The organism is Geomonas ferrireducens (assembly GCF_004917065.1).
GTDB classification, from domain to species: Bacteria; Desulfobacterota; Desulfuromonadia; order Geobacterales; family Geobacteraceae; genus Geomonas; species Geomonas ferrireducens.
Genome location: NZ_SSYA01000005.1, coordinates 1 through 23,225, shown reverse-complemented (window position 1 = coordinate 23,225; position 23,225 = coordinate 1). Strand labels below are relative to the sequence as shown.

At 60.7% G+C, this 23,225-nt stretch carries 25 protein-coding genes and 2 rRNA genes; 9 read left to right on the top strand and 18 right to left on the bottom strand.

Annotation, left to right across the window (positions count from 1 at the left end; genetic code table 11):
- The first annotated feature begins 25 nt into the window (after window positions 1–25).
- Window positions 26–937 (top strand): RluA family pseudouridine synthase, encoded by a 912-nt coding sequence (locus E8L22_RS20925; protein ID WP_136527044.1) that lies wholly within the window; start codon window positions 26–28, stop codon window positions 935–937.
- Here the strand turns inward: E8L22_RS20925 and E8L22_RS20920 are convergent.
- Window positions 934–1,599 (bottom strand): protein-L-isoaspartate(D-aspartate) O-methyltransferase, encoded by a 666-nt coding sequence (locus E8L22_RS20920; RefSeq protein WP_136527043.1) that lies wholly within the window; start codon window positions 1,597–1,599, stop codon window positions 934–936. The genes E8L22_RS20925 and E8L22_RS20920 overlap by 4 nt on opposite strands.
- Window positions 1,600–2,348: 749 nt before the next feature.
- Between E8L22_RS20920 and E8L22_RS20915 the strand changes: the two genes are divergently transcribed.
- Window positions 2,349–2,843: a BCAM0308 family protein gene (locus E8L22_RS20915; protein WP_136527042.1), complete on the top strand. Its 495-nt coding sequence runs from the start codon at window positions 2,349–2,351 to the stop codon at window positions 2,841–2,843.
- Between the two features lie 87 nt (window positions 2,844–2,930).
- Here E8L22_RS20915 and E8L22_RS20910 read toward each other — a convergent pair whose 3' ends face one another.
- Window positions 2,931–3,158, bottom strand: coding sequence for a DUF3820 family protein (locus tag E8L22_RS20910; protein WP_136527041.1), 228 nt, complete (start codon window positions 3,156–3,158; stop codon window positions 2,931–2,933).
- 3 nt (window positions 3,159–3,161) lie between these two features.
- On the bottom strand, window positions 3,162–4,364 hold the full coding sequence (rpsA, locus tag E8L22_RS20905) for a 30S ribosomal protein S1 (protein ID WP_136516401.1): 1,203 nt from the start codon (window positions 4,362–4,364) through the stop codon (window positions 3,162–3,164).
- Window positions 4,365–4,612: 248 nt separating this feature from the next.
- Here rpsA and E8L22_RS21660 point away from each other — a divergent pair, with 248 nt between their 5' ends.
- From E8L22_RS21660 to E8L22_RS20895, 3 genes are all read left to right on the top strand, one after another.
- Window positions 4,613–4,789 carry a GSU3473 family protein gene (locus E8L22_RS21660; protein WP_198420208.1) on the top strand — a complete coding sequence of 59 codons (177 nt, stop codon included), beginning with the start codon at window positions 4,613–4,615 and terminating at the stop codon, window positions 4,787–4,789.
- A gap of 114 nt (window positions 4,790–4,903) precedes the next feature.
- Window positions 4,904–6,364 carry an RtcB family protein gene (locus E8L22_RS20900; RefSeq protein WP_136527040.1) on the top strand — a complete coding sequence of 487 codons (1,461 nt, stop codon included), beginning with the start codon at window positions 4,904–4,906 and terminating at the stop codon, window positions 6,362–6,364.
- A gap of 10 nt (window positions 6,365–6,374) precedes the next feature.
- Window positions 6,375–6,806, top strand: coding sequence for an archease (locus tag E8L22_RS20895; protein WP_136527039.1), 432 nt, complete (start codon window positions 6,375–6,377; stop codon window positions 6,804–6,806).
- Here the strand turns inward: E8L22_RS20895 and E8L22_RS20890 are convergent.
- The 5 genes from E8L22_RS20890 to E8L22_RS20870 form a co-directional block, all read right to left on the bottom strand.
- Window positions 6,803–7,126: a transcriptional regulator gene (locus E8L22_RS20890; RefSeq protein ID WP_136527038.1), complete on the bottom strand. Its 324-nt coding sequence runs from the start codon at window positions 7,124–7,126 to the stop codon at window positions 6,803–6,805. The genes E8L22_RS20895 and E8L22_RS20890 overlap by 4 nt on opposite strands.
- Entirely contained in the window at window positions 7,123–7,851 is a 729-nt protein-coding gene (locus tag E8L22_RS20885) for a BON domain-containing protein (protein ID WP_136527037.1), read from the bottom strand. Before E8L22_RS20885 ends, E8L22_RS20890 begins: the two co-directional genes overlap by 4 nt.
- Window positions 7,852–8,040: 189 nt before the next feature.
- Window positions 8,041–8,820, bottom strand: a complete 780-nt coding sequence (locus E8L22_RS20880; RefSeq protein WP_136527036.1) for an amino acid ABC transporter ATP-binding protein — start codon at window positions 8,818–8,820, stop codon at window positions 8,041–8,043.
- Window positions 8,807–9,826: an ABC transporter permease subunit gene (locus tag E8L22_RS20875; RefSeq protein ID WP_136527035.1), complete on the bottom strand. Its 1,020-nt coding sequence runs from the start codon at window positions 9,824–9,826 to the stop codon at window positions 8,807–8,809. The genes E8L22_RS20880 and E8L22_RS20875 overlap by 14 nt, the downstream gene beginning before the upstream one ends.
- Window positions 9,827–9,889: 63 nt before the next feature.
- Entirely contained in the window at window positions 9,890–10,684 is a 795-nt protein-coding gene (locus tag E8L22_RS20870) for an amino acid ABC transporter substrate-binding protein (protein ID WP_136527034.1), read from the bottom strand.
- Window positions 10,685–10,982: 298 nt separating this feature from the next.
- Here E8L22_RS20870 and E8L22_RS20865 point away from each other — a divergent pair, with 298 nt between their 5' ends.
- Window positions 10,983–12,077 carry an AAA family ATPase gene (locus E8L22_RS20865; RefSeq protein ID WP_136527033.1) on the top strand — a complete coding sequence of 365 codons (1,095 nt, stop codon included), beginning with the start codon at window positions 10,983–10,985 and terminating at the stop codon, window positions 12,075–12,077.
- A gap of 83 nt (window positions 12,078–12,160) precedes the next feature.
- Here the strand turns inward: E8L22_RS20865 and E8L22_RS20860 are convergent, their stop codons facing one another.
- From E8L22_RS20860 to mutL, 4 genes are all read right to left on the bottom strand, one after another.
- A complete protein-coding gene (locus E8L22_RS20860; RefSeq protein ID WP_136527032.1) occupies window positions 12,161–13,459 on the bottom strand; it encodes a DUF512 domain-containing protein in 1,299 nt (432 codons plus the stop codon).
- A 267-nt stretch (window positions 13,460–13,726) separates the two neighbouring features.
- Window positions 13,727–13,951, bottom strand: a complete 225-nt coding sequence (gene hfq / locus E8L22_RS20855; protein ID WP_012529414.1) for an RNA chaperone Hfq — start codon at window positions 13,949–13,951, stop codon at window positions 13,727–13,729.
- A 12-nt stretch (window positions 13,952–13,963) separates the two neighbouring features.
- The gene (gene miaA / locus E8L22_RS20850) at window positions 13,964–14,878 is read right to left on the bottom strand and encodes a tRNA (adenosine(37)-N6)-dimethylallyltransferase MiaA (protein WP_136527031.1); all 915 of its coding nucleotides are present in this window, start codon (window positions 14,876–14,878) and stop codon (window positions 13,964–13,966) included.
- A 15-nt stretch (window positions 14,879–14,893) separates the two neighbouring features.
- On the bottom strand, window positions 14,894–16,831 hold the full coding sequence (gene mutL / locus E8L22_RS20845) for a DNA mismatch repair endonuclease MutL (protein ID WP_136527030.1): 1,938 nt from the start codon (window positions 16,829–16,831) through the stop codon (window positions 14,894–14,896).
- 140 nt (window positions 16,832–16,971) lie between these two features.
- Between mutL and E8L22_RS20840 the strand changes: the two genes are divergently transcribed.
- Together E8L22_RS20840 and E8L22_RS20835 are read left to right on the top strand one after the other, a co-directional pair.
- A complete protein-coding gene (locus E8L22_RS20840; protein ID WP_246044889.1) occupies window positions 16,972–17,883 on the top strand; it encodes a D-alanyl-D-alanine carboxypeptidase family protein in 912 nt (303 codons plus the stop codon).
- On the top strand, window positions 17,825–18,241 hold the full coding sequence (locus tag E8L22_RS20835; protein ID WP_136527029.1) for a secondary thiamine-phosphate synthase enzyme YjbQ: 417 nt from the start codon (window positions 17,825–17,827) through the stop codon (window positions 18,239–18,241). Before E8L22_RS20840 ends, E8L22_RS20835 begins: the two co-directional genes overlap by 59 nt.
- A 35-nt stretch (window positions 18,242–18,276) precedes the next feature.
- Here the strand turns inward: E8L22_RS20835 and E8L22_RS20830 are convergent, their stop codons facing one another.
- Window positions 18,277–19,821: a SpoIIE family protein phosphatase gene (locus E8L22_RS20830; RefSeq protein WP_136527028.1), complete on the bottom strand. Its 1,545-nt coding sequence runs from the start codon at window positions 19,819–19,821 to the stop codon at window positions 18,277–18,279.
- Window positions 19,818–20,276, bottom strand: coding sequence for a response regulator (locus tag E8L22_RS20825; RefSeq protein WP_136516417.1), 459 nt, complete (start codon window positions 20,274–20,276; stop codon window positions 19,818–19,820). The genes E8L22_RS20830 and E8L22_RS20825 overlap by 4 nt, the downstream gene beginning before the upstream one ends.
- A gap of 720 nt (window positions 20,277–20,996) precedes the next feature.
- Between E8L22_RS20825 and E8L22_RS20815 the strand changes: the two genes are divergently transcribed.
- Window positions 20,997–21,311 carry a cytochrome C gene (locus E8L22_RS20815; protein WP_136527026.1) on the top strand — a complete coding sequence of 105 codons (315 nt, stop codon included), beginning with the start codon at window positions 20,997–20,999 and terminating at the stop codon, window positions 21,309–21,311.
- A gap of 60 nt (window positions 21,312–21,371) precedes the next feature.
- Here the strand turns inward: E8L22_RS20815 and E8L22_RS20810 are convergent, their stop codons facing one another.
- From E8L22_RS20810 to E8L22_RS20795, 4 genes are all read right to left on the bottom strand, one after another.
- On the bottom strand, window positions 21,372–22,256 hold the full coding sequence (locus tag E8L22_RS20810; protein WP_136527025.1) for a L,D-transpeptidase family protein: 885 nt from the start codon (window positions 22,254–22,256) through the stop codon (window positions 21,372–21,374).
- A 16-nt stretch (window positions 22,257–22,272) separates the two neighbouring features.
- Window positions 22,273–22,629, bottom strand: a complete 357-nt coding sequence (locus E8L22_RS20805) for a hypothetical protein (RefSeq protein WP_136516416.1) — start codon at window positions 22,627–22,629, stop codon at window positions 22,273–22,275.
- Window positions 22,630–22,848: 219 nt separating this feature from the next.
- Window positions 22,849–22,965: ribosomal RNA gene (rrf, locus tag E8L22_RS20800) — 5S ribosomal RNA — on the bottom strand.
- A 162-nt stretch (window positions 22,966–23,127) separates the two neighbouring features.
- Window positions 23,128–23,225, bottom strand: a 23S ribosomal RNA gene (locus tag E8L22_RS20795); the annotation flags it as partial.

Genomic DNA, 23,225 nt, shown 5'->3' with positions numbered 1-23,225 from the left:
TCCTCATGAAGGTATACTCCGTCCCATGTTAACCTACCAGATAGCGGCCAAAGACCACCTGCGGCGCGTGGACAGCTTCACGCGAAACCTGCTTCCGAGCGCCCAGTTCTCCTACATCAAGAAGCTCATCTCCTCCGGGCACCTAAAGGTAAACGGCGCCCCCGCCGCCCCCGGCGAGCTGCTCCGCCTGGGCGACCAGATCACCATCAAGGAGAGTTCGAAGACGACGGCGCTTCTCGCCCGCCTCACCCCGGAGCTCGACATCCTCTTCGAAGACACCTGGATCCTCTGCCTGAACAAACCAGCAGGTATTGCCGTGCATCGCACCGAGGACCCGGAGGAGATCACCCTGGTAGATCTCGCCGAGGCCCTGCTCCAAAAGCGCGACGGCTCCGGAAAGCTCAGGCCGGTCAACCGGCTCGACAAGGGGACCTCCGGCGCGATCATTCTCGCGAAGAGCGCGGTCGCCGCCGGCATGTTCGGCAAGATGATCCAGGAGGAAGGGCTCGGAAAGCTGTATCTTGCGGTGGTGGAGGGGAAGCTGCAGAAACAGGGGACCATCGATGCCGCCCTGGACGGCAAGGAATCGCAGACGAGCTACGTGAGGCTTTTGCAGGGGGGCGGGGTTGCCCTGCTGGCGGTCTATCCGCTGACCGGCAGAATGCACCAGATAAGACAGCACTTCAGGATGATCGGACACCCGATCCTCGGTGACAAGCGCTACGGCGGCAGGAGCCTCACCGGCTTCGCCGGCCATGCGCTCCATTCCTTCCGCACAACACTCATGCACCCGGCCACCGGTGAGGAGATCGACGTCCCGGCTCCGCTTCCCGAGCAGCTGCTGCGTCTCGCCTCCCGTTTCGGCTCCATGGGGGAGGAAGCCCTCCTGTCAGCGCTCGGCGAGATTCCCGCAGCCGAGGCAGCAGCCCTTTCCTAATCTCCCCAACCTTTGGCCCCGATGAGGGGAACGAATCGGACCCCGCAGAGCTCCTCGTAGCAGAGCTCTCCTCCCGCCAGGCGGCGCACCCGCACGAGTTCCTGCAGGTGCGGGCTGCGTCCCACAGGTATCACGAGCCTCCCCCCCGGGGCGAGCTGCTCCAGCAATGCGTCGGGCACTTCGGGCGCCCCGGCGGTCACCACGATGCCGTCGTAAGGGGCGTGTTCCGGCCATCCCAGCGTCCCGTCGCCCAGGTGCACCTTCACGTTGCGGTAGCCCAGCTCACGAAGCCGTTCCTCCGCGCTGCGCGCCAGGTACGAAAGGCGCTCGACAGTGAACACCTCGGCAGCGCAAAGACTCAGCACGGCGGCGGCATAGCCCGAGCCGGTACCGATCTCCAGCACCCTCTCGGCCCCACCGAGTTCCAGGGCCTCGATCATGTAGGCGACGATGTACGGCTGGGAGATGGTCTGTCCCTCCTGGATCGGCAGCGGGCCGTCCTCGTAAGCTAGAAACTCCATCTCCGGCGGCAAAAACGACTCGCGCGGCACCTCGCGCATCGCCTTCAGCACGGCGCCGTCCCTGATGCCGCGCCCGGCCAGGTGATCGGTCAGCATCCGCTCTTTCCTCGCCATCAGTTCTCTCTTGAGGTCGCTGGTCATGGCATCCTCCCGAAGGCGCAATGTTACCACAGGGACCGGCCGTCTCAACCGCGCCTTCCCGGAGGCCTGGGACTGGACCTGGCAGCCGACAACGGCGCACAGCCAAGTATCAAGCAATTGCGGCAAATGAATTAGAACCCGCCAATACTACACCGCAACACCTCACACTCAACCTGTTGACTCTTATATGGGGCAGGCGTAGACTTAAATCAGATGAAAGGGCTCTTTGAAAAAAGCTCTGGAGTACAGGTAGAGGTGGCGTGAGGTACCCTGATTATTCCACACTTATGATTTCCCAGGTTTCAGACGCGGTGTGCAGTTCCCGATGCTTTTACGGAATTACCTGAAGCGTTTTCCGGGGAGATGCTTCACAAAAGAGCGTGGTCTCACATAAACCTTTACGGCACTTTGGAGCTAGTAACTGGCGCGTACGGAGATCAAGCCGATTGGCCTAAAATAATCTCATCCGCCATGCGCGTAAAAACCGCTTCAAAAAGGGGAAGGAACCTGGAGCAACGGGCAACACGGTCCCGCCGGAGCGCGTTCTCCGCCCCCGGCACCCACCTTCCACCGACGGATAGGGGTAAAGGATCTCATAAAGTGGCGCCAGTTACATTTTTCCAGGCCCGGTGCATCAAGCACCGGGCCTTTTTCGTGCCGCAAACCGGACCAACGCCATGCAGCGGTGCAAGCGGGTGCTATAATGGGTGCGCGCTAATTATGGCGAATCTAAAAGGATGGAGGTTGCCATGCCACGCGGAGCCAGAATTACCATGGAGGAAAAGGGACAAATGACCGCCCGCAGTCCTGAACCTTACCAGCCCAAGCGCGGGCTGCCGGACGGGACCGTATGCAAGGGGTGCGGCATCGTCTACCACAACAAACGGTGGCAGATAGTGGAGGGAAGCGTAGCGGCACAAAAGGGCGACGTCCTATGCCCCGCCTGCCAGCGCATCGTCGGAGAAGACCCCGCCGGCGTGGTGACGCTCTCCGGGCCGTACCTCGCGCAGCACCGCGAAGAGATCATGAACACGGTGAAGCAGCAGGAGGTGAAGCACCGGGAAAAGAACCCGCTCGGGCGCATCATGGAGATCAGGGAGGATAACGGCGGTATCGTGGTGACCACGACCGAGGACAAGCTGGCGCAGAAGATCGGGCGCGAGCTTTACAAGTCGCAGCGCGGCGAGCTTCACTACAAGTGGAGCCACGACCAGCGCATGGTCCGGGTCGACTGGACGCGCTAGGAAAGCGCACTGTGCGGAAAGAAAAAGCCCCTCTCGCCAGGCGAGAAGGGCTTTTTTCGTGGGTGAGTTGCCGATGGATGTGACTTGCTACCCGCGTCGCAGCGGCTCGAAGAGGTACTCGAGGCCGTTTGCCTTCACCTCGTACATGCATGCGAGCATCGCCCCGAGCTCCCCTCCGGGGAACCCCTTCTGCCTCATCCATACGAGATAAGGCTCGGGAAGGTCCACGAGCAGCACGCCGGCGTACTTCCCGTAGGGCATCCTGGTGCGGGCCAACTGCAGCAGCCGGTCCGTATCAGGGAAAAGCTCCTCCACGGGCTACCCCTTAAGCTTCGCCTTGAGCAGGTCGCCCAGGGTCCCCATTCCTTTGGGGGCCTCGGAAACGGTCTTCTTGTAGGCGTCCATGCTGGCGGTCTGCTCTTCCTGAGCGCGGCTCACGGAAGCAAGCGACAGGGAGATCTTCTTCGCCTCGCGGTCCACCGACTCGACCTTCACCTCGACCTCCTGCCCTTCGGCAAGGACCTCGCGGGGGTGCTGGATCCGCTTGCCGGCGCCGAGTTTAGAGATATGGATGAGACCGTCCACGCCCGCTGCCAGGGTGACGAAGGCGCCGAACGGGGTGAGCCTTGCCACCTTGCCGTTTTGATAGGAACCTTCCGGGAACGCGCCCGCCGCCTCTTCCCACGGGTCGGCCAGGGTGTCTTTCAGGGAGAAGGAGATGCGGTTCTTGTCCCAGTCGATCCCCTTGATCACCACCTCGACTTCCTGTCCGACGGAGAGCACGTCACTTACGTGATTCACGCGCGCCCAGGCAACCTCGGAGACGGGCAGAAGCCCCTCCACCGCCCCGATGGAGACAAAGGCGCCGAAGTCGCGCAGCGAGGTGACGGTCCCCTTCACGCGGTCGCCGACCTTGAGGGTTTCCTTGAGCGCCTCTTTCTGCGCCTGCTGCTCCTCCTCGAGGAGGGCACGGTGCGACAGCACGATGTTGCGCCCCTTCTCGGAGTATTCCATGATCTTAAACGACATGTGCTTGCCGAGAAGCGCCGCGGTGTCCTCGACCCTTCTCAGGGCGATCTGGGAGAACGGACAGAAGGCACGCGAGCCTGCCACCTTCACCTCGAAACCACCCTTCACTTCCTTCTCCACCACGCCCTCGACCGGGATGCCGGCTGCGAAAGCTTCCTCGAGCTGCGCGTTGCCTGCAGCCTGGCCGCTCCCCGCGCCAACCTTGGTGGTGAAACGCATCTCGTTGTTGCGCGAAGAGAGGAACCAGGCGGTGACCTTGTCGCCAACCTTGACGGTCACATTGCCGTCGGCGTCGAGGACTTCCTTGATGTCGAGGATCCCTTCGCCTTTGCGGCCGGTATCCAGAAAGACCCAGTCCTTGGCGATTTGCAGTACGGTCGCCTCGACCTTGGCACCCGGCTCAAGCCGGCCGGCGTCCTTCTGGCTCCGCTCGAACAGATCGGCAAAGCTCTCCTCTTCGTTTTCCATCTCTTCCCTGTGATCGATATCCATTTAAATACCTCTGAACGTTTTGTTGCGCTTTAGCACCAAAGGAGCATACAGGGGACCCCGTACCCTTGTCAACTACTTGAGCTGCTTTGAAAGATCTTTCTGGCGCTCCGCTTCGGCTTACAGAGTAGGGGGATGGGAACCAGGGGGCGCGGAAAGAAAGAGGCAGCCACGAAAAGTAGTTAAAGCCTTTACGTCCCTGCTCCGATAGGAATGAAAAACAGCCACAGTCACGGATGAAGGAGAGACCGATGGGCGTGCTTGTCTGCTACGACGATTTCACCTACGACGTCATCAACGATTATTACCTCGAACACCTGCTGGAGACCGGCTGCATCCTGGGCTATGACAGATCGGAGCACTGGGTGAAACAGGAAACGGCGCCTGCCGCGCCGTCTCTTCACTCTTGCGCGTCCGGTTCAGCCTGAGGCGAAAGACCGCCGTTCCCCTCCCCCAGCGCGCCTCCTCATGCCCGGCAACCCCGAACAGGTGTGGTAACATCTCCAGGGTGCAGCGTCAGCCGAGCATAAGACGGAGGAACCATGAACGTACCAGCCGCGCTCAAGCGCATTTCCGACACGATCTGGGAGCTCCCGGTGAGCTACAAGACGGGGATGCTCGTCCCCGCGAGGATCGTGGCCAGCGAGAAGCTCGTCAATGAGATGGACGCCGGCGTCTTCGAGCAGGTGAGCAACGTCGCCACCCTCCCCGGCATCCAACGCTACGCCTTTTGCATGCCCGACGGGCACTGGGGCTACGGCTTCCCCATCGGCGGGGTCGCCGCCATGGATCCCGGCTCCGGGGTGATCTCCCCGGGGGGGATCGGCTTCGACATCAACTGCGGCATGCGTCTCGTACTCACCACCCTCACCGCCGAAGAAGTCCAACCAAAGCTCCACCAACTGGTCGACCGCCTCTTCGCCCGCATCCCGACCGGCGTGGGATGCCAGGGGTTCGTGAAGCTAAAGCACGACGACTTCCGCAACGTGGTGCAGCAGGGTTCGCGCTGGTGCCTTAAAAACGGCTTTGCGACCGAGCAGGACCTGGAGATGACCGAAGAGGGGGGATGCTTTGCCGGTGCCGATCCATCGCACGTAAGCGAGAAGGCGATCGAGCGTGGTTACAACCAGCTCGGCACCTTGGGGAGCGGCAACCACTACTGCGAGATCCAGGTGGTGCGCCCGGAAAACATCATGGCCCCTGAGCTCGCCGACGCCTTCGGTCTCACCGCCGTCCCGAACCAGGTCGTCATCATGTTCCACTGCGGCAGCCGGGGGTTCGGCCACCAGGTCGCCACCGATTACCTGAAGCTCTTCCTCTCTGTCATGGAAAGAAAATACGACATAAAAATCGTCGACCGGGAGCTTGCCTGCGCCCCCTTCCATTCCCCGGAGGGGCAGGCCTACTTCAGCGCCATGAAGTGCGCGGTCAACATGGCCTTTGCCAACCGCCAGGTGATCCTGCACCGGATCAGGGAGGTCTTCTCGGACGTCTTTCACGCCTCTCCGGACGAGCTCGGTTTGCGCATGGTCTACGACGTGGCGCACAACACGGCGAAGCTCGAGCGGCACGCCGTGCACGGTGCAAAAAAGGAGTTCTTGGTGCACCGCAAGGGATCGACGCGCGCCTGGCCTCCCGAAGGGGAAGGGCTGCCGGAATGCTACGAGAAGACCGGGCAGCCGGTGATCATCGGAGGGAGCATGGAGACCGGCTCCTACCTCCTCGCGGGCATGTCCAGCGGTGCCGAGGCCTTTTTCACCACGGCGCACGGCAGCGGCAGGACCATGAGCCGGCACGAGGCGAAGAAGAGCTTCAGGGGAGACAAGCTGCAGCGCGACATGGAGCAGCGCGGCATCTACGTCCGTACCGACTCCTTCGGGGGGCTCGCCGAGGAAGCGGGAGCCGCCTACAAGAACATCGACGAAGTGGTGGCGGCAACCGAGTTGGCCGGGCTTAGTAAGCGCGTCGCGCGTCTCGTACCGATCGGGAACATCAAGGGGTAGCGGAGGGGATATGCCGTTTGAATACCGCGGGGACATAGCACACGCCGACATAGCCTTCGATGCCTGGGCGCCGACCCTGGAGGAGCTCTTCAACGAGGCGGCGCGGGCGACCATGCAGGTCATGGTAGAGAACCTGGGCGAGGTGCGTCCGGCGCAGACGCTCGAGGTGAAACTGGAAGAGGAAAACGAGGAGATGCTCCTCTTCGACTTTCTGAACGAGCTTATCTTCTACAAGGACGCGAGGCGATTGCTGCTGCTTCCCACCGAGGTGAGCGTGGCCCCCGCGGACGGCGGTTTCGTGTTGCGGGCGAGGCTTTCCGGTGAGGAGATCGACGTCGTCCGGCACCAGATGAACACGGACGTGAAGGCGGTCACCATGCTCCGTTACAAGCTGGAACAGGTGGCCAATGGGTGGCGGGCAACGGTGGTGCTGGACGTTTAACCCCCCGCCTCGACGGTAAAGGCGGGGTCCACGATACGTTCGCTACGACAGACCGGGCAGCGCCCCGGCTTTTTCACACGCTCCCTTTTCTGAAAGGAAAAACCGCACTCCAGGCAGCGGGACGGGGTTACCACCAGCTTGCCATGGAGTGCGGCTTTTATATGTTCGAGGTGCTCCAGCACCTCCTTCTCGGATATCCCCACCGCACCGGAGAGCTCCTTCGCGGTGAGCGTCTCCCCCCGTAGCAGCGCAACCAGCTCCCGGCGCACCGTCTCGTAGCGCCGCACCGGGACGAAGGGCTGTTTCGGTCGCTCCTTCACCCGGTTACCACCAGGTGGTTCACCACCTCGTTCACGCCGAGCACGTACCAGACGTCCGACTCGGCGGCCCTCCTGTTGTTCGGCGTAGGCACCGTTCCCTCGAGGGTCACGACCCCTTCCTTGCTCCGTACCGTGATTTGCGAGGCGTTCACCAGGGGATCCTTCTCCAAGACGATCCTGATCAGGTCGACCAGCTCCTCGTCGTTTTCCTCGGTGTCGGACCAGACCTCGATCCCGTTCACCACGTCCCTGGAGCCGGGGACCCACCAGGCGAGCACGCCGGCGAGGCGCTTGTGCGACACGCTCTCGGCCCTGCCGTTCAGGACGACGACACCGTCAGCGACCTCAACCTCGATGACACGCTCGAGCCCTCTTTGCGCGGTGCCGCGCACCTCCTCCAGTTCCTGCTTCACCACCGCCTGGACGGCGTACTGCATGAAGGCCGGCTCGCTGGAAAGCGCGTTGCAAACGTGGTCCCTAATGGCACCGTCCTCCATCGGCTCGGAGGGCTCGACGCGCAACCGGTCCACGATGCCGTTGACCGGCGCGGGACGCGCGGCGATCTCGAGGGCGAGCTTCTTCGCGGCGATCCCACCAACTTCGCCCGAGATGGTGACCACGCCGTCGGCAAAAGCAAGCTCGATGGGGTGCCCGTGCAGGTTCACCCGTGCTTCCCTCTCCAAGGCGGCACGGATGGTTCCGACAACCTCTTCCGCTCTAATCATGTTCTCCCCCTTTCCCGGCTGTCCGTGAAAGAGCACGTAGCCAGGTCCCCATGTGACGCACTGCTTCGGTGCATTAATAATAGGCCAGGCGACAACGGGAAGATTGTAGCACGCGGCAGGGGGTTGTCGAACGGAAGGAGGGAGTGGGGATAGGCGGAAAACGGCGGCAGGGTCGCTGCCGCCGGCTTTTTAGAGGATGCGGTTCAGGAAGGACTTGATGCGGTCGTGTTCCATCTGGTTGGCGAAGAAGTCCTCGGGGGTACCCTGGGCTACGAAGGAGCCCTTCTCCATGAAGATGACCCGGTCCGCCATCTCCTTGGCGAACCCCATCTGGTGCGTGACGATGATCATGGTCATCCCTTCCTTGCCGAGGTCGCGGATGGTATCGAACACCTCGCCGATCAGCTCCGGGTCGAGCGCGGAGGTCGGCTCGTCGAAGAGCATCAGCTTAGGTCTCATGGCAAGCGCCCGGGCGATGGCGACGCGCTGTTTCTGGCCGCCCGAAAGGGTCGCCGGGTAAACGTCGCGCTTGTCGGAGAGGCCGACCTTGGCCAGCATGTCGAGCGCGATCGCGCGCGCCTCCTGCGGGCTCTTCTTCTGCACGGTGAGCGGTCCTTCCATTACGTTGCCGAGGACGGTCATGTGCGGGAAGAGGTTGAAGTGTTGGAACACCATGCCGATCTCGGAGCGCAGCGCGCATATCTTGTGCGGCGCGTCCAGGTGACGGCGCCCGTGCTTGCTGGTCACGTAACCGATTTCTTGCCCCTCGAAGAGGATGGTCCCCTCCTCGATCTCCTCGAGGAAGTTGATCGAGCGCAAAAGGGTCGATTTCCCGGAACCGGAGGGGCCGATGATGACCACGATCTCCCCCGGGCAGACGTCCAGGTCGACGCCGTTCACGGCGGTGAGCGAGCCGAACTGCTTGGTGATCCCCTTGAGGCTTAACAACGGTTGGTTAGCGATTTTCATAGATGCCGGCCCGAATCTCGATCTTTTCGAAGATGAAGGTGAAGATGGTGGTGAAGAGCAGGTAGATGAGCGCCGCCAGGATCAACGCGGTCACGTTGAAGTAGGCGTTGAACATCTGGTCCGCGGAGCGCATCAGCTCGACCATGGCGATGGTGGAGACGAGGGCGGTGTCCTTGATGAGCGCTATGAACTCGTTGCCGATGGGAGGCATGAGCCGCTTGTAGGTCTGCGGGATGATCACCCGGCGCATCGCCTGCCAGTAACTCATGCCGATCGCCTTCGCTGCCTCCATCTGCCCGTGCTCGATGCTCTGGATGCCGCCGCGGATGATCTCGCCAAGGTATGCGGAGTAGTTAAGCCCGAGGCCCAGGATGGCTGCGGTGAACGGCTTGAAGGTGATGCCGAGGGACGGAAGGCCGTAGTAGATGAAGAAGAGCTGCAGAAGAAGCGGGGTGCCGCGGAAGAGCCAGATGAAGAACCAGCAGATACCGGAGACCGGCTTGAAAGTGCTGATGCGCCCGAGCGCGATGAGGAGACCGCCGACGGGAGAGATCAGGATGATGCAGACCACCAGGGTGATCGTCATCACGGCTCCCTTCAACAGCTGCGGCAGGAAGCGGAGGCAGTCCTCGATGAACACCTTGTACCGGGGCTTTTGCTCCTGTTGCACCGAGGCCATGAAATTGAGCGCCTCGCTGTTGTCGGGGTATACGGCGAGCACCTCCTTGGCGGCGGCGCTGGCGGCGTTCATGTCCTTGAGGGCGAACTGCAGGCGCGCGATCTGCATCCTGCTCCTGACGAAGGCACCGCTTTCGTCCCCCTTCTCGAACTCCACCTTTTTCAGGATTTTGATGGCGGCGGAGAGATCCCCCTGGGCCATCGCGTCGTTGGCTTCGGTGAAAAGCTGGTCGTAATCCTTGGCAAAACAGATGGAGGCTGCGAAGAGCAGCACGCACGAAAAAAGCAGGATCGACCTTTTGGCAATCCTGCCGTTAAAAAATTTCATCGGCACACCTGACTGGACTTGTGACTCTCCCCCTCCCCGCGAGGGGGAGGGGAAAACGGTTGACTATTTCCACTTCTTGGGGTTGGTGATGTCCTCACCGAACCACTTCTTGGAGATCTTCGCCATGGTGCCGTCCTTGACCATCTTGTCGAGGGTCTTCTGAACGGCTTCGCGCAGCTCGACATCTTCCTTGCGGAAGGCGACGCCGAACGGCTCCTTGGTGATGTTGCCCGGCAGGATGCGGAACTTGCCAGGGCGCTTGGCGATGAAGTCGCGGCCGGTCGCATCGTCGATGATGACGGTGTCGAGACGGTTGGACTCGAGATCGAGCAGCGCTTTCGGGTTGTCCTCGTACTCGCGCACCTCGCCTGCCGCAGCGGGAAGCTTCTTGACCGCCTCGACGGCGGAGGAACCTTTCTGAACGCCCACTTTGGCGCCCTTCAGGTCGGCAAGTTTCTTGTGCTTCTTGTCGGCGAAGCGGATCACGGCTACCTGGCCGTCCATCTTGTACGGCTTGGTGAAGGCGACCTCTTTCTTGCGCTCATCGGTGATGGTCATGCCGTTCCAGATGCAGTCGAATTTTTTGGAGTTGAGAGCGTGGATGACGCCGTCCCATGCGGTCGGCTGCCAGTTGATCTTGATGCCCAGACGCTTGCCCACTTCCTCGGCGGCATCGATGTCGAAGCCCACCAACTGCCCCTTGTCGTTACGGTAGCCCATGGGGGGAAACGCGTCATCGAGCCCGATGGTCATGGCACCGGCGCTTTTCACCCTTTTGAAGGACCCGTCGCCGGCGAAGGCCGAGACGGCGCAGGCAAGGACGAGCAGAGACGACAGGATAACCCAGATCTTTTTCACGTTTACGCTCCTTTTCTTTGCTGTAGTCGGTGATGGTGAAGCTTAGAAAAATTTGATGTAAACAAACAGGCGTTTGGACCGGCGGATTATTGCAGAATCTCGCTGAACCGTCAAGAAGATAACGGGAAGCGGGAGCGTCTGAAGACGCTCCGGGCCTGACAGAGCGATGGAACGGGAGGGCGTGCAAAGAGAGGCGAGGCGGTACCGTATACCATGTTGCCCCCAATTTGCCAAACCAGTATAATCCGGGTGAATAGCTGAACTACGTCCGAGAGGACAGCAAAGAGGCTACAACCTGATGTGCAAGAAGATTTTCATAGCCGCGACCGGGCAGCATGTAGGGAAGACGACGATAAGTCTTTCGCTGCTGCACCTCGCGAAAAAGAAGTACGCCCGCGTAGGCTTCATAAAGCCGATCGGCCCGAAGGTATTCATGCTCGACGGCGTCGAGATGGACATGGACGCCGCACTCATCGCCTCCGTCTACGGCCTGGAGGCCGACCGCAAGCTCATGTCGCCGGTCGTTGTCGGCAAGGGGTACACGAAGAAGTACCTCTCCGGCGAGATCGCGCCCGAAGCGCCGCTTGAGGCGATCAAAAAGGCGTGCCGCGAGCTCGAGGCGAAGAACGATTTCCTCATCATCGAGGGGTCCGGACACGGCGGCGTGGGCTCCGTGGTTGGCATCAACAACGCCCAGGTGGCGAGGACACTCGACGCGCCGGTGATCATGGTCGGCGCGGGCGGCATCGGCTGCGTCATCGATTCGGTGCAGTTGAACCTTTCCCTGTTCCAGCAGCAGGGTGCCGACGTGAAGCTGGTCCTCGTGAACAAGCTTCTTGCCGCCAAGCGCGAGGAGACGCTCGGGTTCCTGCGGTCCTTCTTCGAAAGCCGTCAGCAACGTGTGGCCGGTGCCTTCGATTACTCCCGCACCCTGGCGAACCCGACCCTCCTCGACCTCTCGAAGCTTCTGAAGCTGCCACTGCAGGGGGACCAGGAAGGGAAGAACCGGATCATCAACCACATCCAGTTGGGCGCCGCCTCGTCGCAGCGTGTCATCGACACCCTGCAGGACTCGACGCTCCTCATCACCACCAGTTCGCGCGACGAGCTCATCGTCACCGCGTCGGCGCTGTACAACATCCCGGCCTACCGGCACAAGCTGGCGGGTATGGTGATCCCGGGCTCCGCTCCGGTATCCGCCATCACCCAGAAGATCCTGGATGACAGCAACATCCCGTACCTGCGCACCTCGCAGAACACGGCCGACGCCTTCCTCACCCTGACCGAGCACGTCTCGAAGATGACCGCGGACGACGTGGAGAAGATCAGCCTGATCCAGTCCACTGCCGAAAGCGTCTTCGACTTCGAGGCGATCGACGCGATGGCCCGCTAGTAAAAAGCAGTCCAAAAGAGAAAAGCCGGAAGGGAATCGATCCCCTCCGGCTTTTTTATTATCCTGCCACCGCCCCTCGTTACCTACCCAAGCCGCTCCACCAGTGCGTCGTAGATCCCGTAAGGGGTCGACTCCACGACCTGGACCGGGGCACCCAGCTGCTGCTCAACGTCATGCAGACTAAGGTCGTCCAGAAAGACCCCCTCCCCTTCTTTTAGCATCACGTCCGGCACGAGTACCGCGTCGCCAAGATCCACCCCCTGCAGGGCCGCCACCACGTCGGCGCCGCACACAAGACCGGTCACGGTGACGGTTGGGCCAAAGAGCCGGTTTCGTACCGGTACCGGATGCATGGCGACCCCCGTGGCGCCGGAGAGGCGCTCCAGGAACTCAGAGAGGAAGCGGTAAGGGGATTCGCCGGTCACCACGGTAAAGCGTCCCGACTTCAGCTTTTCGGCCTCCTGCAGCACCTGATCGGCCTCGGAGAGGAAAAGCGGTATCATCCCGACGCCATTCTCCAACTGCGGCAGGTCGCCGTAGCTCGCCACGTCCGGGAAAGGGACCTCCCCCTTTATGTAGAATTCATCGGCCAGGAAGAGAAACGGTGCACCGAGACGCTTCTCAAGGAGCTGCGACTGCGGGAACCACTCACCCACAAAGGCGGCGGCGAACTCCTTGGTAACCGGCGCCAAGGGGGGGAGGTTATGGCGGTGCTCGGTGAGACCGACCGGAACGACGGCAAGCGACGACACCCACGGGTGCAGCGCCGCCAAGTCCTCGACGGTCTTCGCGAAGACGTCGCCATCGTTCCAACCGGGGCAGAGTACCACTTGGGTATGCATGGTGATGCGCGCCTCGGCGAGCTCGCGTATCACGTCGAGGATGGAAAGGATGCCGCTCTTGCCGAGGAGCTTCTCCCGCAGCGCCGGTTCCGTCGCATGCACCGAGATGTAAAGCGGCGAAAGGCGTTGCTCCTTGATCCGCTCCAGCTCGGCCCGCCCGATGTTCGCCATGGTGACGTAGTTGCCGTAAAGAAAGGAGAGGCGGTAATCCTCATCCTTCACGTAGAGAGGACCGCGCAGCCCGCGTGGGAGCTGGTGCACGAAGCAGAACACGCAGTTGTTGCCGCAGCGCGCCGGAGCGGGCGCCTGGAACGAGAGCCCCAGAGGCTCCCCCTCCTCGCGTTCAACCTCGAGCTCCCAGAGCTCCCCGTCCGCCTTCTCAACCTGCAGCTCGAGCTCGTCGTCCGAGGCGTAAAAATTGTAGTCGATGACATCGCGCAGTTGGTGACCGTTCACCGCGATGAGCCGGTCACCGGGCTGGAGCTCCAGCTCCTCCGCTATGCTTCCCGGTATGATCCGGTCTATGGTAAGCCCTGACATGGGGTCCCTCCTGTAATGTGCATGCCTTGCAGCAGACGCAGGTATTTCCGGCTGCGGAAACTGCCGCTCTGTCGGCGCGGTGCCGAGCAGGCGGCGCGCATGCAGGTTTAATGATAGGAGGAGAAGGAGGTTTTTGGCAACAGATAAAAAACGAACCGGCCCTCACGGGCCGGCTGGGGATAGGACTTAGGTGAACCTGAAGGGACGCACCGATGGATCTCGGTCCGCGCCGAATGGTTCTGCTGTGGCTTTTCCCTGGTTATTGAACTACTGGTGCAGACGGAATACACCGTCTACCGAGGTGATGCTGCAGATCGCGTGCTTGTAGATGAGGATATCACCGTGCACTTCCATCAACACGGAGAAGTTGTCGAAGGATTTGATATGCCCTTCCAGCTTTTCGCCGGACATGAGCTGCACCAGGACCTTTACACGCTCCTTGCGGGACTGGTTGAGGTACTGGTCCTGAATGTTAAAAGGCGTTTTCGGCATGATTCCGCTCCTTTACCCAAAAAATTCAATCACATGACCAAGGATACTAGCAAAACCTGTAGGATATTCAAGCCAATAAATTTCATTTTCCCTGCCGAACCATGTCATCTGACGCTTCGCGTAACGCCGTGTGTCCCTCTTTATCAGCGTAACTGCTTCATCCAGCGTTATTTCTCCATCCAGATGTGCGCAGATCTCCTTGTAGCCTATGGAGCGCATGGCCTTCATGTCGCGGCGATACCCTGAGGCGAGCAGACCTTTCACCTCGTCCACGAGCCCGGCCGCTATCATCCGCTCCACCCTGAGCTCGAGGCGGCGGTACAGCTCCTGGCGCTCCACTGATATGGCCGCCTTGAAGGTATCGAAGTAAGCGCCGGAAAAGCCGTGCTCGGCACGAAACGCCGAGATGGGGCGACCGGTCTGGAGGTAGACCTCGAGGGCGCGGATCAGGCGGACCCGGTCGTTTGGGTGCAGCCGGGCCGCGGTCTCCGGGTCTGCGAGCAGCAGGCGACGGTGCAGTTCCTCCCCCGGGACATCGTCGAACTGACGGCGCAGCTCCGGGTCGCCGGTCGGGGAGTCGAGCAGCCCCTCCAAGAGGGCACGCAGGTAAAGACCTGTCCCCCCGACGACGATCGCCTTCTTGCCGCGCCGGTCGATGCCCTCGATGGCTGCGGTAGCCGCACACCGAAACTCCGACGCGGTGAAGTCCTGGTCCGGCGACACGATGTCGATCAGGTGGTGCGGCACGCGGGCGAGTTCCTCGGGGCTAGGCTTCGCTGTGCCGATGTTCATGCCCCGGTAGACCTGCATCGAGTCGGCGTTGACGATCTCGGCGCCGATCTCCTCCGCGAGCCTAAGGGCCAGATCGCTCTTCCCCGAACCGGTCGGGCCGCCGATCACAAGCAGCTTGATTTTCTTCTTCGCCATCTCCGTCACGCTCCGCTACACCCTCTTGAACATCTTCTCGACCTCGGAGAGGGTGAGCGTCTGCATGACCGGCCTGCCGTGCGGACAGTTGCTGGAAAAGTCGGTCTCATCCATCTGCTTGAAGAGAGCGGCAATCTCCTGGGCGCTCAAGGAGCGCCGCCCGCGCACCACGCTGTGGCAGGCGATACGCGCCAGCAGATCCTCCTGCACGTCGGTAAAAGTGCGGCTGCGGCTAAGGCTCGCGAGTTCCTCCAGGATGTCGCGCACGGTACGCAGGTAGTCACTCCCTGCCAAGAGCTGCGGCACGGCGTTCAAAAGCCACGTGTTGCCGCCGAACTCTTCGAAGGAGAAGCCGAGTCGGCGCAACTCCTCCAGATGCTCCATGAGTACCGCAGACTCCTTGAATGAGAGTTCCAGCGTCTCCGGGAAGAGAAGCCCCTGGCTGTCGACCGCCCGCCCGGCAAACTCCCCCTTCAGTCTCTCGAAGGCAACGCGCTCGTGGGCCGCATGCTGGTCGATGAGCACCAGGTCCGTGCCCCGCTGGCACAGGATATAAGAGGCGTTGAACTGGCCGATCACGGCAAGGGAGGAGAAATACCCGGGCGCGCCGCCTTCCGCCTCCTCTTCCTTGATCGGCTGCGGCACGACCGGGGGCTCGGGTGCAGACTGCGGCTTTTCCGCCTGGGAAGGGAAGTGTAACTGCTGCCGCAGGGCGGGCTGAGGCTTCGCCTGGTATCCGGTGAGCAGTTCGCGAATCTCCGCCACCTTGGCCTCGCTGACCGACGTTGCCGGTTGCTCCGGCGCGGGCGCCGCCGCGGGTACCTCAAAGCGCTCGTGCTTCGGCGGGGCAGCCTGAGTGGGAGGCGCCGCCTGCGTCCAAAGCTGCCTCGTTGTCGTAGTCGCCGCCGCGGACTGCGTCTCCGCCGGGCGCGCAGCGTCCGGCGCGGCAGGACGTTTCAGCCACGGCGTCTGTTTCAAGACGCTTTCCACGGCGAACTGGATTGCGTCGTGCACCCGCCCCTGCTGCCTGAACCTCACCTCGTGCTTGGTCGGATGCACGTTCACGTCGACCTCGCCGGGAGGGATATCGATGAAGACCGCGACTACCGGATAGCGTCCGCGCTCCATGAAGTTGCGGTAGGCCTGGAGAACGGCGTGCTGCACCACCTTGTCCTTGATGAAGCGGCCATTTATGTAGGTGTAGAGATGGCTTGCCGCGCTGCGGCTGCACTCGGGCGCCGCCACCAGTCCGCTTACCTTTACCCCCCCATCTTCGTATGAGACGGGGTAGAGAAAGGAAGCGATGGAGCGACCAAGAAGCGTCGCCACCCGCTCCTTTAGGTCGGCGTCGAGAGCACGGAAGACGACCTTACCGTCGTTTTTGTAGGTGAAGCGGACGTCCGGGCGGGAGATGGCCAGTCGGGTCAACAGCTCGCCCACGTGCCCCCCCTCGGTCTCCGCGCTCTTCATGAACTTAAGGCGCGCCGGCGTGTTGAAGAAGAGGTTGCGCACCTCGATTACCGTTCCCGAGGCCATGCCGCACTCCTTGACCTCCTTGATGCGCCCCCCTTCGACGTAGATCTCCGCTCCTTCCAGGGTTTCCGCGGTGCGGGTGGCGATGGTGAGACGCGACACCGAGGCGACCGACGGCAGCGCCTCGCCGCGGAAACCAAGGGTGGTCAGGGAAAAGAGGTCGTCGTCGCTGGCTATCTTGCTCGTGGCGTGGCGCTCGAGGGCGAGCAGGGCGTCCTCGCGGGACATGCCGCTCCCCGAATCGGTGACCTTGATGAGCCGCCTGCCGCCGGACTCGATCTCCACCGTCACCTCTTTCGAACCGGCGTCGAGCGCGTTTTCCACCAGTTCCTTGACGACGGAGGCGGGGCGCTCCACTACCTCGCCGGCAGCGATCTTGTTGGTGAGATTTTCAGGAAGAATGCGGATCTTTGTAGCCAATGTCGTCCCTCACAGCCATCACGTTAATCGAGGGAGCAAAGATACCTTAACCGGCGACGGTTTGTAAATCCAAGATTGCTCTGTGAGGCGAAGCCGCCGGCTTGCGCGTTGCGGCACCTGCAAAGGATGCTATAACGTGCATGATGAAAATTTTCTCATCCATAAAGCAGGGTCTCATCCTTCTCCTTTTGGTCTGCGTCCCCTTCCCCCACGCAGCCGCGGCATCGAGCTACCCCGCCCCCACCTACCTGCTGAAGATCGACGGGCACGTCTACCGTCAGCGCAACGCCTCTCTGAGGCGCGCACCGGCAAGCCTTACGAAGATGATGACCGCCCTCGTCGTGATGGAGCGCTGCGACCTGGACGAGGTTGTGACCGTTTCCCGTGCGGCATCCCGCGAAACCGGGAGCAGGATAGGCCTCCGCAGCGGCCAGAAGTTCAGGGTGCGTGACCTGCTTGCCGCCACCCTTATCGCCTCGGCCAACGACGCATGCCGGGCTCTCGCCGATCACGCCTGTGGTAATCAGAAAATTTTCGTGCTACAGATGAACGCGCGCGCCCGCGCGTTAGGCCTAGAAAACACCCACTTCAGCAACGCCTGCGGCCACGACAACGCCGGGCTCTACTCGAGCGCCCACGACCTCGCACGTCTTGCCGAGGCGGGGATGCGGATACCGTATTTCGCGAGTCTTGTTGCCAAGCGGAGCATGCACATCTCGACCATCGACGGCAGGCGAAGCTTCTACTTGCGGAACAAGAACAGGCTGATCGGGCGCTACCCGGGCGCCGTCGGCGTGAAGACGGGCACCACACCCAACGCCGGGCAGTGCCTCGTGGCGATCGCCGAGCGCGAAGACCGCAAGGTGCTCCTGGTCATCATGCATTCACCCAACCGCTGGAAGGCGGCCCCGGCCCTGCTCGATGCAGCCTTCGCCGCCGGCTCCCCGCAACGCTCGACCAAACGGGCGGAAACGACACAAACAAGGAGTTCAGATGAAGCACCACCGGAAGGAACTGTGGTTCCAGATCAAGAGCAGACGGGGGTTCGTTAACATCACCCGTGATTTAGAGGCGGCCCTGGCAGAAAGCGGCATCAGGGAAGGGCTACTGCTTTGCAACGCTATGCACATCACCGCAAGCGTCTTTATAAACGACGACGAAAGCGGGCTGCACCAGGACTTCGAGCAATGGCTTGAAGAGCTTGCCCCGGAAAAGCCGCACAGCCGCTACCGGCACAACGTGGGCGAGGATAACGGCGACGCTCATCTGAAGAGGACGATCATGGGGCGCGAGGTTGCCGTTGCGGTTACGGGTGGGAAGCTGGATCTAGGTCCCTGGGAGCAGGTTTTTTACGGGGAGTTCGATGGCATGCGGAGAAAGCGCGTTCTGATAAAGATCATCGGCGAGTAGGAGAGTTCGAGGCGAACGCCCCCCGGCAGGGGGACTTACAGCGCCTGCAGCACCAGTACTGTGATGTCGTCCGGCTGCGGATCCGGCTTGTCGGTCAAAGAGATCAGGCTGTCCACCATCTCGAGGGCGCTCTCCTTGCCTGCCAATTGCCGGGCGATCAGCTCGTGGGTCAGTTCCAGCTGCGGCTTCGCATCTACCAGGCCGTCGCTGTAAAGGACCATGACGTCCCCCCTTCCGAAGCGGATCCTCCCTTCCTGGTAGATCTCCTCCCCTTTCACGCCGAGAGGAAGCCCCCGCGGCGACAGCGTCTCCACCTTCCCGTTCGCGCGCCGGACGAAAACATAGCCGTGGCCGCAGTCGACAAAGGAGAGGGTCCTCGTGCCGGCGTCGAGCTGGGCGTGAAAGAGGGTCACGAAGCTCTCTGAATTCTCCAAGTCCTCGTTCAGCGCCTTCTCGGCAAGATGCACGGCCTGTGCGGGCTGATTGTACAGGGTGACAGCGTGCAGCGCCGCCCTAACGGTCGCCATGAGCATGGCCGCCGCCATCCCCTTTCCCATCACGTCTCCCAGGGTCAGGTTGAACAGCGCCGGCGACACCTGCTGCCAGTCGTAGAAGTCCCCGCCAACCTGCTTGGCCGGTAGGCATCGGGCAGCCATCTCGAAGTGCGGGATCTGCGGGTAGCAACGTGGTAAAAGCTTAGCCTGTATCTCGGCCGCATATACGAGTTCCATCTGCAGTTGCATGCGGCGCAACTCGCTCTCGCGGAGGTCTGCCTCCGCTTTCTTGCGTTCGCTTGTGTCTCTGAAAATGGATATGTTGCCGGTTACCTTGCCGAAGCGGTCCAGGCGCTTCATGGCGAAGAGTTCGCCGATGAACACCTCCCCGTTCTTTCTGCGGAAGTGGAGTTCCGACAGCGCGCCTTTGACCGGGGTCCGTACATCGAACACCTCTTTACCGGTGCTTTCGTAGTCACGCTTGTCTGCGTAGAGAATCCTGCTGCTCTTGCCGATTACCTCTTCAGATTCGTATCCGAAGATCTCGCGCAGGGCTGGCTGGTTCACATGCAGTATGGTCCGGTGGTGATCGGACACCACGATCACGTCCCGGATGCTGTTGAAGAGGTTCCGATAGTCCTCGGCCCTCTTCTCGATCTCAGCGTGGGCCACCTCGAGTTCCCGCTCGGTCTCCCGCTGCCTCGCCCGCTCCTTCGCCTCGGTGAGCGCGCGCTGCACCGCGGGAACCAGTCGAGACAGCCGGCTTTTCAGCACGTAGTCCGTCGCACCGCTTTTGAGGGACTCGATCGCCGCTTCTTCGCCCAGTTTCCCCGAGACGAAGACAAAGGGGAGGTCGGGAAGCTTGGTCCGCACCATGGCGAGGGCGGTCATACCGTCAAAGGCCGGGAGGGCGAAGTCGGCTAGGATGAGATCCATCCCGCCCCGCTCCAGGGCGTTCTGGAACTCCTCGCGCCGAGATACCACCTCGACTTCACAATCCATCCCCTCTGCGCTGAGCGCCATCAAAACCAGCTCAGCATCCATCGGATCGTCTTCAAGATGTAGTATGCGCAGGCGCTGCGTCATTTATTCAAACCTCGGGAAGACATCGGGGGCGGTTCATTGACGATGGCCCAGAAGGCACCGATTTCCTTGACGGCCGTGATGAACTCGGAAAAGTTCACCGGCTTGACGACGTAGGCGTTGACGCCGAGCCGATAGCTCTCAACCACATCTCGTTCTTCGCGTGAAGAGGTGAGAACGACCACCGGGATGAATTTCAGCTTCTCGTCAGCCTTAATGGAGCTCAAAACCTCAAGTCCGTCGACTTTGGGGAGTTTCAGATCCAGAAGGATGACGGCCAGGTTGCCCGGCTCATACTCTGAATATTTCCCCCTCTGGTAGAGGTAATCCAGAGCTTCGGCACCGTCCCTGACAACATCTACTCCATTGGCGAGGTTGTGCTCTGCCAACGCCTCCAACGTGAGTTCGGCATCGTTTGCGTTATCCTCCACCAACAGAATGCGCTTTAGTTTTACCATTTCCCGCATCTCCGTGTCTGTCATGTCAGATGATTAGGAGCATCGGCCGGATAGGCTGACCCGCGAACAGACAGATTTTACCACGTCTTCAAAGCGATACACCAAGCCGAGACGAGTTCATTTCAGGAAAGGTTGTGCGCACCGCCTTAAAGACAACCTATAAAACGAAGCGTCCGAAAGCGCTCTGCAGAAATAGTGGTGGGGGAATGATCAGCTACAGGCAGGCCTGCTGAATAACCCGGATCCGCCAGGCACCCCGACAGGAATGAAGGCTACGCGATCCCCCGGGAGAACCAAGTGATCCAGGGAATACACCCTATGATTTATAAACACTCCGTCAATCCGGTTCAGTGGCAACTCCAGCGCCTCCGCTATCGCGCTGGCAGGACAACCATCCGCCGGGATGTCCACATCGATCACAGAAGGTAACCCGCGATCCCTTCTGATACCATGCAGGGCTCCGAACATCCTTACAGTAGTTGCTGCTTGCACTGCCATAACTGCCTCCTAGAAAGAGAATTATGGTCTCAGGCCAGCGCTGTCACCTAATCCTTACTACCACCGGTGAGCAGTTGCTAACGAGCGGCGTTTTTTGGATAATAGACCTCTCACATTTGCTGTCAAGAACAAGTAAGTGGTATGCAGACTCAGCAATTCACGGAAAACCTGATATATGTTGAGTCATGTCAGTTTTAAAACACCCGTGACAAAGGAGTTGCAATGAGACATGTGATTGCATTGGGAGCTGCTGCGACACTCATTTACACAGGTACTGTGCTTGCTGCACAATTTCCCTCGTCAGGTAAGGACCTGGGCGCCGTGACTGGCGGTACTTTCAAGGAAGCGCACATGGTGATAGACAAGAAATGCGTCTCATGTCATACCGCAGAGCGCATCGAAAGCGCCATTGCCGCCGGCAAGGACATGCAGAAGATCCAACACAGAATGGAGCTCAAAGGGGTGAAGCTCACTGCCGACGAACAGACCGTCCTTGGGATTTTCTACAAGCAAAGCCCGCTGAAACCAAAGAAGTAATTTGTACAACGGGCCTTTCCGATGGATGGATCCCGCCTCCGTCGGAAAGACCTTGATCGATCATCTGATCGAGGTCACCTCAACCGGATACCCCCTCTTCTCGGAAACCGCCTTGACCACCAGGCCGATGTCAACCTTAGTGAGAAAGCCCAGCCTCGCCATCTGGTGCAGCACCTCTCCCGGCTCTGGTTGGTAATTCCCATCTCGGTGCACCTCCAGGAAGATCTTGCCCTTTCTTACGCCAACCTTGACGGGGCGGTTCACGATAAGCACCTGCGTCCCCCTCCCCACACATTCGAACAGCCGCACGATATCTTCCGGATAGAGTCTGATGCATCCGTGGCTCGAACGCCTGCCTATCCCCCAGGGGCGGTTTGTGCCATGAATCAGGATGTCGTTACCGGAGAGGTGCAGGGCTCGGCTTCCCAGAGGGTTCTCCGGGCCGGGAGGAACAACGGGTGGGAGATCTTGTCTTTGTTGCAGTATGGAGGCAGGTACGTGCCATGAAGGGTTGATGGACTTTCGATCTACCGTATAAAGACCAAGCGGTGTGTCGGTCCCCTCATCTCCAATGCCGATCGGGTAGGAAAGGAGTGGGTCGTCGGGGTCCTTCGGGAAATAGTACAACCGGAGTTCCGCCAGATTGACCACGATCGAAGGTCGGGGAGATAACTCGGGCGGAATCCACGCTGTCGGGATGGTAACTAAAGTGCCTGGTAGAGGCAGGTAGGGGTCGACGCCTGCGTTGGCGGCGGTTACTTGGTTGAAGCCCAGGTCAAAGCGGCGAGCTATCTCCAAAAGCGACTCGCCTTCGCGCACCCGGTAGTGGAAGACGTTTCCGAGGTAGCCGCCATAGTAGACGGCATCAACAGGCGCTTGAGCCGTTGTCGTGGCAATGGCTACAAGACCAAGTGAAACGATCGACATGGCGGGGGGGCGAAGCATAGGAGTGTCGTGCAGGCTATTTCTTCTGCCCTAGCTCAAAGATCTTTTGCGCCCGTTCCGCCGACTGTGCTGCCGAAGAGGCGGCAGATTCGGCCCTCTGGGCGCTGTCGGCTGCCTTTGCGGTAGCCTCGTCCAGCATTGCCTTGTTGGCGAGCTGTGCCTGGCTTACCTGCCCCTCGATGGTGGCAAGCCTGGTTTCAAGCGCGTTGAGACGCTGCTCGTCAGAGGCACTCTTCGTCTCCGCAGCCCCCATTTTTGACTCGAGAACGTCAACCCGGCACGACACGGGATCGATCTGTCTCTCGACATAGCCTTTGCTGGCGCAACCAGCCAGGAGCACCGCCAACGGGATTACGAGCCATAAGTTTCCCATGAGACACCTCCCTCAAGAATTGACCAGCCCACATTTTAGCCGGGGGCCGACGGAATGCAATGGAACGGAAAAGACGAAAGCGATTTGGTCCACGATAGATGGAGAGGGCAGGAAAGAGAACCGTCTTCTGGGGGGGAAGATGGCATGGCGGGTGACAGAGGCAAAGTTGAGAAACGCGAAAAGCCCCACCGGTAATCCGGTGGGGCTTCTCTATTAAATTCCCTGCGGCGACCTACTCTCCCACACCGTTACCAGTGCAGTACCATCGGCCCTGAGAGGCTTAACTTCCGTGTTCGGGATGGGAACGGGTGTGACCCTCTCGGCATTGCCACAGAGAAACTCTTACGCGCTAGCGCGAAACTCTCTGTTGTCGGACGTCGGACCAGTCGGACTGGTCAGACTAGTCTGACAGCTAAACAATCGCATCATCGTGAATGTAGGTTTTTGGCAGTTTATGATCGGGGGGTGGAGAACCACCCCCCTCTCTAAGAATTTTTTATGGTCAAGCCTCACGGCCGATTAGTACCGGTAAGCTGAATGCATTGCTGCACTTACACACCCGGCCTATCAACGTTGTGGTCTACAACGGGCCTTTA

Bases quoted from the DNA above. Each gene is read 5' to 3' on its own strand.
- E8L22_RS20925 (WP_136527044.1), top strand. From the start codon at position 26: ATGTTAACCTACCAGATAGCGGCCAAAGACCACCTGCGGCGCGTGGAC.
- E8L22_RS20920 (WP_136527043.1), bottom strand. From the start codon at position 1,599: ATGACCAGCGACCTCAAGAGAGAACTGATGGCGAGGAAAGAGCGGATG.
- E8L22_RS20915 (WP_136527042.1), top strand. From the start codon at position 2,349: ATGCCACGCGGAGCCAGAATTACCATGGAGGAAAAGGGACAAATGACC.
- rpsA (WP_136516401.1), bottom strand. From the start codon at position 4,364: ATGGATATCGATCACAGGGAAGAGATGGAAAACGAAGAGGAGAGCTTT.
- E8L22_RS21660 (WP_198420208.1), top strand. From the start codon at position 4,613: ATGGGCGTGCTTGTCTGCTACGACGATTTCACCTACGACGTCATCAAC.
- E8L22_RS20900 (WP_136527040.1), top strand. From the start codon at position 4,904: ATGAACGTACCAGCCGCGCTCAAGCGCATTTCCGACACGATCTGGGAG.
- E8L22_RS20895 (WP_136527039.1), top strand. From the start codon at position 6,375: ATGCCGTTTGAATACCGCGGGGACATAGCACACGCCGACATAGCCTTC.
- E8L22_RS20885 (WP_136527037.1), bottom strand. From the start codon at position 7,851: ATGATTAGAGCGGAAGAGGTTGTCGGAACCATCCGTGCCGCCTTGGAG.
- E8L22_RS20880 (WP_136527036.1), bottom strand. From the start codon at position 8,820: ATGAAAATCGCTAACCAACCGTTGTTAAGCCTCAAGGGGATCACCAAG.
- E8L22_RS20875 (WP_136527035.1), bottom strand. From the start codon at position 9,826: ATGAAATTTTTTAACGGCAGGATTGCCAAAAGGTCGATCCTGCTTTTT.
- E8L22_RS20865 (WP_136527033.1), top strand. From the start codon at position 10,983: ATGTGCAAGAAGATTTTCATAGCCGCGACCGGGCAGCATGTAGGGAAG.
- E8L22_RS20860 (WP_136527032.1), bottom strand. From the start codon at position 13,459: ATGTCAGGGCTTACCATAGACCGGATCATACCGGGAAGCATAGCGGAG.
- hfq (WP_012529414.1), bottom strand. From the start codon at position 13,951: ATGCCGAAAACGCCTTTTAACATTCAGGACCAGTACCTCAACCAGTCC.
- miaA (WP_136527031.1), bottom strand. From the start codon at position 14,878: ATGGCGAAGAAGAAAATCAAGCTGCTTGTGATCGGCGGCCCGACCGGT.
- E8L22_RS20840 (WP_246044889.1), top strand. From the start codon at position 16,972: ATGATGAAAATTTTCTCATCCATAAAGCAGGGTCTCATCCTTCTCCTT.
- E8L22_RS20835 (WP_136527029.1), top strand. From the start codon at position 17,825: ATGAAGCACCACCGGAAGGAACTGTGGTTCCAGATCAAGAGCAGACGG.
- E8L22_RS20830 (WP_136527028.1), bottom strand. From the start codon at position 19,821: ATGACGCAGCGCCTGCGCATACTACATCTTGAAGACGATCCGATGGAT.
- E8L22_RS20825 (WP_136516417.1), bottom strand. From the start codon at position 20,276: ATGGTAAAACTAAAGCGCATTCTGTTGGTGGAGGATAACGCAAACGAT.
- E8L22_RS20815 (WP_136527026.1), top strand. From the start codon at position 20,997: ATGAGACATGTGATTGCATTGGGAGCTGCTGCGACACTCATTTACACA.
- E8L22_RS20810 (WP_136527025.1), bottom strand. From the start codon at position 22,256: ATGCTTCGCCCCCCCGCCATGTCGATCGTTTCACTTGGTCTTGTAGCC.
- E8L22_RS20805 (WP_136516416.1), bottom strand. From the start codon at position 22,629: ATGGGAAACTTATGGCTCGTAATCCCGTTGGCGGTGCTCCTGGCTGGT.